This window comes from Kitasatospora sp. NPDC007106 (genome assembly GCF_040634455.1).
Lineage (GTDB): Bacteria > Actinomycetota > Actinomycetes > Streptomycetales > Streptomycetaceae > Kitasatospora > Kitasatospora arboriphila.
Genome location: NZ_JBEYFP010000293.1, coordinates 1 through 7,106 on the forward strand (window position 1 = coordinate 1; position 7,106 = coordinate 7,106).

General features: G+C 74.6%; 6 protein-coding genes. 5 read left to right on the forward strand and 1 reads right to left on the reverse strand.

Translation table 11 applies throughout. The features are described 5' to 3' along the window. Positions 1 to 496: Pycsar system effector family protein (locus ABZ641_RS21165; protein WP_359983871.1), on the reverse strand; the 496-nt coding region annotated here is incomplete at its 3' end. 277 nt (positions 497 to 773) lie between these two features. Between ABZ641_RS21165 and ABZ641_RS21170 the strand changes: the two genes are divergently transcribed. The 5 genes from ABZ641_RS21170 to ABZ641_RS21190 all read left to right on the forward strand — a co-directional run bounded on the left by ABZ641_RS21170 (position 774) and on the right by ABZ641_RS21190 (position 7,068). Next, positions 774 to 1,457, forward strand: coding sequence for a Crp/Fnr family transcriptional regulator (locus tag ABZ641_RS21170; protein WP_359983874.1), 684 nt, complete (start codon positions 774 to 776; stop codon positions 1,455 to 1,457). 100 nt (positions 1,458 to 1,557) lie between these two features. After that, a complete protein-coding gene (locus ABZ641_RS21175; RefSeq protein WP_359983877.1) occupies positions 1,558 to 2,313 on the forward strand; it encodes a hypothetical protein in 756 nt (251 codons plus the stop codon). After that, positions 2,310 to 4,418 (forward strand): hypothetical protein, encoded by a 2,109-nt coding sequence (locus tag ABZ641_RS21180; RefSeq protein WP_359983880.1) that lies wholly within the window; start codon positions 2,310 to 2,312, stop codon positions 4,416 to 4,418. Before ABZ641_RS21175 ends, ABZ641_RS21180 begins: the two co-directional genes overlap by 4 nt. Positions 4,419 to 4,439: 21 nt before the next feature. Then, positions 4,440 to 5,438: a hypothetical protein gene (locus ABZ641_RS21185; RefSeq protein ID WP_359983882.1), complete on the forward strand. Its 999-nt coding sequence runs from the start codon at positions 4,440 to 4,442 to the stop codon at positions 5,436 to 5,438. Continuing rightward, on the forward strand, positions 5,401 to 7,068 hold the full coding sequence (locus ABZ641_RS21190) for a DUF4407 domain-containing protein (RefSeq protein ID WP_359983885.1): 1,668 nt from the start codon (positions 5,401 to 5,403) through the stop codon (positions 7,066 to 7,068). The genes ABZ641_RS21185 and ABZ641_RS21190 overlap by 38 nt, the downstream gene beginning before the upstream one ends. Positions 7,069 to 7,106 lie beyond the last annotated feature (38 nt).

Genomic DNA, 7,106 nt, shown 5'->3' on the forward strand with positions numbered 1-7,106 from the left:
GCAGCAGCCGCACCGCCCGGTCGACCCAGTCGAACTTGGTGCCCGCGATCCGGGCGTTCGCCCACACCTGCCCGGCGATCTGCGCGGTCAGCGCGGCGGGGTCCGCGAGCAGTCCGGCCAGCGGCTGCGCCAGGCCGTCGGCCGTCGCACCGCTGCGGACGATGTGGTCGAAGTAGATCAGGCTCGACGCGGCGCCCTCCCCGCGTCGGCGCGGATACAGCGCCGCCCCCGCGCAGCCGGCCGCGGCCAGGACCAGCACGGCGGCGACCACCGTCGCGGACACCGCCCACGCTCCCGGTCCCTTCCCGCCGCCGACCAGGTTGAACAGCACGCCGCCCAGCACACCGGCCGCCGCCAGGACGACGCCGGCCTTGGTGTCGGCCTGGTTGATGGACGCGGTGACGCCGTCCAGAACCCGCCACGCGTGTCCCACGCTGCCGGAGTCGGCGGCGGCCACCGCCGCGACCGGACCTTCGGCGGGTGCACCTGCTTGCATGTCGATCCCCTTCCCCCTCGTGCCGGGCACGACGTGCGCATCGGCCGGCCCGCCGTCCCCTCCCGGTCGGCGCGACACGGTGCACCGTACCTGCCCGGCAGCGGTCGGGGCGGAACCTCCGAGGAGGCGCCGCAGGTGCCCCGCGGCCCGGTCGGGGCGACTTCGCCGGAGTCGCCCCGAAGTCGTCCGAAAGTGTGTCAGAGTTGCTTCCCGGCAAGCCACTTGATGGCGGCATGGGCCCCGTGACGGGTCCCGTGCGTGCCGGGCGGGAGGGGTTGTGCCGGAGGACCGACCCGTCTGGCCCGACCGGAGCTTCCTGGGCACGCTCGAGCGGACCGCGGAGCAGGACCTCCTGCGAGCGGGCCGGGAGCGCGTCTTTCGGCGAGGAGAGACCATCCTGGACCACGGTGACGACAGCAGGCACCTCGTGCTCCTGCTGTCCGGCCTTGCCAAGGTCGTCGGATCCGCGGCGCCGGGGTACGAAAGCGTGCTGGCACTGCGGGCGGGCGGGGACCTGCTGGGCGAGATGGCCTTCCTGACCGGGATGCCGCGCTCGGCGAGGGTCGCGGCCGCCACGGTGGTGCGGGCCCGGGTCGTCCCGGCCGACGCCTTCACCCGCTTCCTGGCCGCGCACCCCGCGGCCGCGACGGCCGTGGCCGAGACGGTGACCCACCGGCTCAGGGCCGCCAACGAGCGGCGGGCTGAGTTCGGGGCGCTGGCCGCGCCGGCCCGGATCGCGCACACCCTCGCCGACGTGGCCGACGTCTACGGGCCGACCCCCGGCACGGGCTGGGTCGTCGGCCCGGAATGCACCCAGGCCGACCTGGCGTCGCTCGCCTCCGTCTCGGTCCGCACGGTCGAGAAGGTGCTGCGCGTCCTGGAGGAACGCGGCCTCGTCGAGCGCCGGCGACGGGCGCTCGTGGTCAAGGACCCGCGGTCGCTCCGCGGGGCGCAGGGCTGAATCCGTCTTTCCCGCCTGGGCGGGAAACGTGCCTCCGCCTGCGTGGAAACGTGTTGCCGCGCCCTGGCGGCCCGATCGCGGGCGCGGTGGAAGGAGAACAGTGAACGACAAGGACCGCTTCGCGCGGCATCTGGTCCTCGGTGTGGACGCCAAGGGCTACAGCGGTCACGACGCGGTCGGCCAGGACGAGCTGCAGAAGACCCTGCTCGGACTGCTCGACCGCGCGGCGCTGGCCGCAGGGCTCGACCGCAGCCGCTGGACGTGCCAGTACCAGGGGGACTGCGAGTTCTCCCTCGTCCCCCAGGACCAGCCGGAGCCGCGGATCGTCGACGACTTCATGCGTGAGCTCGACGCCGCCCTCGACCGCCACAACCACAGCCGGCTCCCCGAGTTCCGGCTCCGGCTCCGGGCCGCCGCGCACTTCGGCGTGGCGTACCCCTCGGACACCGGCTTCGCGGGCCAGGCGGCGGTCGTCGCGGCGCGCCTGCTCAACAGCGACGAGCTGAAGGCCGCACTGGAGGGGACGCCCGACGCGGACCTCGCCCTGGTGCTGTCCGACCGGGTCTTCACGGACATCGTGGCCAACCGGCACGTCTCCACCCGGCCGTCCGACTTCCTCCGGGTCGGGCTCGAGCTGAGGGACTACACCGGCGCGGCGTGGATCCGCCTCTTCCGGCGGAGCCGGCCGACCGCGCCGGACCCGGCGGCCCCGCAGGCCCGGGACGGCGGCGCACCGCGGAGCACGGCCGACGCGCCGGCCGCCGAACCCCTGCGGGCCCAGGTGCAGAACACCTTCCACGGCCCGGTCGAGGCCGGAGTGATCGGCATCAACCTGGGCGGCGGGAACCTCCGGTGAGCGGCACCGACCGGCCCGCCGAGCCGGCGCCAGACCCAGGGCCGGACCGTCCGGACGGCGCGCCGGAGGCCGCGCGGACACCCCCGGCGCAGGAGCCGGCGCCGGCGGAGACCGACACCGACCCGTCGGAACCGGACGAGGCGCAGGTACTCCAGAACATCAACAACTTCTACGGCCAGGTCGTCGTCGAGGGAACCGTCGGTATTGCCACGGCCGCCCGGTCCGGCCGCCGCAGCGGCAAGGTCGCGACCCTGGAGATCGCCAGGGTCGAGCGGTGCTACCTGCCGCCGGACGCCCACCCGGTCGCGGCCGGCGTCCTGCGCGACCGCCACCTGGTGATCCTCACCGGGGTGGAGGGGACCGGCCGGGCCGCCGGCTCGACCATGCTGGCGCACCAGTTCCGGGCGGCCGACGGCGAGATCCTGCGCCTGCCGCCGACCCGCACGCTGGAGGAACTCGCCGACACCGGCTTCAAGGCCGGCACGGTCTACGTGGTGCAGGACTGGTCGCCGGCCGGCGGCGAGGGCGCCTCGGCCACGCTGTTCGACGCCGAGCAGCTGTCCGGACGCCTGCGGTCCGCGCGCTCCCGCCTGGTCATCACGGCGGCACGCGGCAGCGCCGCCGTCCGCCACCTGCCGCAGTTCACCGTGCCGTGGACGACCGTGGACCCGGAACGCCTGCTCGCGCACTGCCTGGACCGGCTGGCCTGCCCGCGGCTGGACGCCGACGACCTGGCCAGGCTCACCGACCGGGCACGCCAACTCGCCCGGCCCGCCCGCATCGTGGAGCTCGCCGAAGGCCTGATCGACGGCGTCGACGCCGCGCTCGCCGCGGTCGCCGACAACGACGCCGCCCGGGTGCAGGCCTGGTTCGACGGCGCGGCGCCCACCCGCCGGACCCTCGCCGCCGTGGCGACCCTGGCGTTCTTCTCCGGCGTCGGGCTGCACGGCTTCGAGCGGCTCTCCGACGAACTGGACCGCCTGATCACCGCCCACCTGGGCGCCGAAGCGCCGGCCCCGTCGGATCCGGCGGAGGCGGCGCCGTTCCCGCAGACCAGGGCCACCCTGATCGCCGAGTCGGGGCTGGGCGAGTTCCTCGCGGAGGAGGCGTCCGACCGCCCGTTCGGCTCGGAGCACCGGCCCGCCTTCCGCACCGGGCACCAGCAGCAGCTGTTCATGGCCGAGCTGTTCCGCCGGTACGGCACCGAACTGTGGGACCCCGTCCGCGCCTGGCTGGCCGGCGTGGTGCAGCGGCCCCTCGGCCCGGAGCACTTCGCCGTCGCCCGGGGTCTCGCGGCACTGTGCCGCTGCAACCCCGCCGAGGTGACCGTCCACCTCGACGGCTGGGCCGCCGGCCGGCTCCCGCAGCGCTTCACCGCCGTCGGCGTGCTGTGGGCGATGGCGCAGGACGACCTGCTCGCGCCGCTCGCCCTGCAGACCGCGGTCGGCTGGGCCCGGAACAGGGGACAGCAGCGCGCCATGACGGCGGCCGTGGCCCTCGGCGGCGTCCTCGGCCAGCGCTACCTGTCCGAGGCGCTGCGCTGGCTGTGGGTGCTCTCGCTGCGCGGCGACAGGATCCGGCCTTTCGCCCAACGGGCGCTCGGGCACCTGCTCGGCGTGGAGGCGGACGCCGCCTCCGGGTCGAGCGCCGTCCCGCGGTTCCTGCTGAGCAAGGTGCGGCCGCTGCTGCGCCCCGGGGCCGACGCCACGGACCGGCGGACGGCCCTCACCACCGTGCTGTCGGTGTTCGCCATGCCGCTGCCCGACTCGGACGTCCCGGTGGTCGCCCGGGTCGTCCAGGAACGGCCGGTCGACATCGCGTCGATCGCCGAGGTGTGGGCCACGGCGATCCACAGCGGCCCGCACCGGCTGGAAGCCGTCACCGTGCTGCGCCGCACCCTGCACTCCCTCGAACAGCGCGGCGGTCCGTCCTCGGCCGCCGCCCGCCTGGGCGCCGAACTGCTGCCCAGGCTCCCCCCGGACGCCTACCAGGTCGTCGCCCGGGCGCTCACCCAGCCGCGGTGGGACCCCGAGGTGTCGCACAGCGTCCTCAAGGCCTTTCTCGACAGCCGCGCCGACAGGCCGGCCCACCCGTCCCTCCGTTGACCGAACACCGGGAATCACGCCGTGGAACGACCGTACCCAGTCATTCAGGAGAGGCTTCTCGAAGCCGTTCCGAAGAGGTTTCTGACCGCCCGCCGCCGTCCGCTCTCCGACCTGCCCGAACGCAAGCCCGGCACCGCCCTCGTCCTGCACGTCGGAGGGCGGTGCGTCGAGATGGACGTCGGCCACCGGCTCACCGGGGCCGAGGAGGAACTGCTCGAAGCGACCTCGGTGAGCGTGGTCGACCTGCGTCCGAGGACGATCGTCGTCGAGCTCAACGTCCCGTCCGCCGACCCGGCGGACAGCTTCGACATCCACGTGGTCTTCCAGGCCACCGTGGTCCGCGCCGACATCGCGGCCCAGAACGGCGCCGTGGACCTCGCCGGCGAACTCCGCCGCTACGTCCGCCGGGACGGGAAGCTGCTGAACATCGGCAGCAGCTACCGGGTCTCCCAGATCACCGAAGTCCGGGAGCTGGTGGAGGCCCGGGTCGAGGCGTACTGCCAGCTGCTCCCGTACGAGGACGCGCCCGGTCTGTCGGTCACCTTCCGGCTGGCCGAGGTCGACACCCCGACGGACCTGCGCACCCAGGCGGTGGCCGTGCGGAACGAGACCTGGGAGCAGCAGATCGCCGCGCTGCGCAGCCGCGGCGAGGACGCGGAGATCGGCCGGATGACGTCCCTCGTCCGGCAGGGCCCCGACGCGCTGACGGCGCTCGGCCTGGTGCGCGGCGAGTACGGGCTCGGGGAGGCCATCCGGGCGTCGCGCGAGGACGAGGCCACCGCCCGCGACCACATCATGCAGGCGCTGCAGATCCTCAACGAGAACAAGCAGCTCGACTTCGTGGACGCCCAGCGGCTGGTGGACAGCCTGGTCGACCAGATCACCCGTCCGGTCGGCGGCCCGTCCGCCGCCGACCGGCGGATCACCCGGGGCGGCCAGGAGGTCTCCGCCCTCGCCGGCGCGCGGCCCAGGAAGGAGAACGATGAGAATCCTCCCGACGAGAACGACCTCTTCGACTGATCCGGGCCCCGGGGCCGCCGGCCGCCGGCTGCGGGTGCTGACCGGCGTGGACGAGGAACTGCTCGCCCGCGTCCGCACCGAGCGGGCCCGGTACAGCGCGCTGGGCGCCGTCATGGTGTGCACCGCGGCCATCGGCGGGTTCTCGATGTTCTTCGCGCTCGAGGAGATCATCGGCGGGGTCCGGCCGTGGTTCGTCCTCGCGGCACTCGGCTGGGCCGTGTTCGTGCTGTGCCTGGACCGCTGGCTGGTGTCGAGCTCCGGCGGTTCCCGCTGGCGCACCCGCGCCTCGGTCCTGGCACCCCGGCTCGTCATCGCCTGCTTCTTCGGCTTCCTCATCGCGGAGCCGATCGTGCTGCGGATCTTCGAGCCGTCGGTGCTGTCCGTGGTGGCCCAGGACCGGCAGCAACACCTGGACCACCTGCGCCAGGAGCTGCTGGCGTGCAACCGTCCGCCGGGCGCCGCCGATGCGTCGCAGCCCGCCGGCGCCGACTGCGCCGACCGGGACCTCGGCCTCTCCGGGGAGCTCGGTGCCGTCTCCAGGAAGCTGGACCAGCTGCGGTCGCAGGCCGAACAGCTGCGGACGGGGATCGCCGAGGACCAGAAGACCCTCGCCGGGCTGCGGCAGACGGTCAACGAGGAGTGCAACGGCACCGAGGGCCGGGGCCTCACCGGCCGGGCCGGGAACGGTCCGGCGTGCCAGTACGACCAGGAGGCCGTGCGGAACTTCGTGGCCGCGCACCCGGTCGAGGACCAGCAGCGGCAGCTCGCCGAGCTCGACCGTGCGATCACCGAGGCCTCGAAGGGCCGGGCCGGGACGGAGTCGGACTTCCAGAACCTGCTCGTCCGGCGGATCGACGAGCGGTTGAAGCAGGAGGACCAGCCGGGTGCCCCGGTCGGCCTCGGCGACCGGTTCGACGCGCTGTTCGCACTGGCCGGCCGGAGCGGCTTCATCGGCGCGGCGAGCTGGCTCGTCCGGGTCTTCTTCGTCCTGATCGACTGCATGCCGGTCCTGGTGAAGTTCTTCAGCGGAGCGACCGCCTACGACCGTCTCGTGGAGAACGAGACCGTGTCGGCGGAGCGGATCCACACGGACGAGATGCGGGTCCGCGAGGAGGCGGCGTCCGAGCGGCTCAAGACCGAGCTGCACGAGATCCGGGCGCACGCCGCGCGGCGCCGCATGGAGATCGACCTGGAGACCCGGCGGCACGCCAACGAGCAGGAGACCCGCCAGCAGCAGGCCGTCGACGAGCTGTGGGAGCGCAAGCTCGGTGAACGCCGGACGGTGTCGTCCGACGGCGGGGGCGTCCGTCCGGCCGCCGCCGAGCGCCGTGCCGCGGAGGCACCGGTGTCGACGCCGGTGCAGCCTGCGGCCGAGGCGCCGACGGTCGACTCCGACGCCCTGGAGCGGCTCGTCGCGCAGAAGCTCGCGGAGAAGCGGGCCGCTCGGGGGCAGGCCGCGCCCGCCGGGGGACCGGTGGCCGACACCGTGGTGCCCGCGGAGCCGCCCGTGACCGCCCCGGCCGCCGAGCGGCCGGGCGGGCGGGGACCGGTGGTCCCCGTGCCCTGGTCGCTCCTCAAGCCGCCCGCCGAGCCTCAGCGGCACGCCGGTGTGAACGGCCACCAGGCCTGAACCCCGGTCGAACGGCCGCCCCGGCCCCGGGGTCGGGG